Genomic DNA, 1,254 nt, shown 5'->3' with positions numbered 1-1,254 from the left:
GAGCTCGCCGAGGCCCGCCGGACCTTGACGGACGCTGGCGCATACACCGGTCAGTCCAGCCATGGCGCCACCAAGAGCATCTACGGCGCAGATCCGGACGGCAACGAGTTCGAACTTATGTGGATGCTTCCCCGGCAGCATTGGGGCGAGTACGAGAACACCGCCCCCGTCGAGCCGCTGGAGCTCGACGCCGAACTGGCCCGATGGTCCGGCGTGCCCACCGCCGGCCGCATCGCCACAGCCAGCACTGAGGAGGACAACTCATGAATGACGATTTCGGCAAACCTACCGCCATCTGGCACAGCCCTGACGCCCCCGACCGTCCCCTTGTGGTCCTATTGCACGGACGCGGCGCCGACGAGACCGGCATCATTGGCCTAGCCGGACACCTGCCACCCGGACCATCGTACGCAGCCGTCCGCGCACCGATCCCCGCCGGAGGCGGATACGCCTGGTTCGCCAACCGCGGAATCGGCCGTCCGGTCGCGGAGTCCCTCACTCAGACCATGGCCTGGTTCCGGGAGTGGCTCGATGACGTGGCGCCCGCGGGCCGCCAGGTCATACTCGTTGGCTTCAGCGGCGGCGCCGCGTTCGCCGGTGGTCTGCTTCTGGCCGATCCGCAGCGCTTCGCCGGCGCTGCAATCCTGTACGGAACATTACCGTTCGACGCCGGCGTCCCAACCTCACCTGCGCGCCTGGCCGGAGTGCCGGTCTTTATAGCCCAAGGCGACACGGACACAGTCATCCCCCGCGAACTGCTGGACCGCACGTGGACCTACCTGCTCGGCGATTCCGGCGCACCCGCCTACGCACGCCGCGACCCCGGCGGCCACGGGCTCACCAACACCACCATTGCCGAGCTTGACGGCTGGATCGCAGAACGTCTGAATTTCCTCGCCACCCGCAGCATTCTGCCCTCCGGGCCCGGCAGGTGGGATACCCTTCCAGACGGCAAACTTCCGGCCCGCCAAGGTACCCGGCCCGAAGTTTCCTGGTCGATTCCCCAGCAGCAACGCTCCGACAACAGCCCCCTCCATATCCGAGAGCAACTCCTCAGCAGCATCACGGCCTTGCCAGGGGTAACCGCCCGTCAGTCAGCCATCTCCGTACCCGGCGCATCTGGCTTCATGGTCGAACAGGGCCCGCGGGCCCCGCTTGATGCGTTCCTCGTGCCACAAATTGGCGAGTTCGCACACCTCCACCCCGACTACGACGGTTCTCTGCATCTGGCACTGCCGCTGGCGCTGAGCCGCG

The 1,254-nt window shown here is 67.1% G+C and carries 2 protein-coding genes; both read left to right on the top strand.

Annotated elements, in window-relative coordinates:
• Positions 1-267, top strand: a 267-nt coding sequence (locus ACX80X_RS21220; RefSeq protein ID WP_459313327.1) for a VOC family protein, incomplete at its 5' end; no start/stop codon positions are given.
• Positions 264-1,254 (top strand): alpha/beta hydrolase (locus ACX80X_RS21215; RefSeq protein WP_459313325.1); only part of this gene is annotated, 991 nt, incomplete at its 3' end. The genes ACX80X_RS21220 and ACX80X_RS21215, both read left to right, overlap by 4 nt.

This window comes from Pseudarthrobacter sp. MDT3-1, from assembly GCF_054510755.1.
Note: the sequence above shows the minus strand (reverse complement) of the source record. Positions and strands in the feature narration are given on the sequence as shown.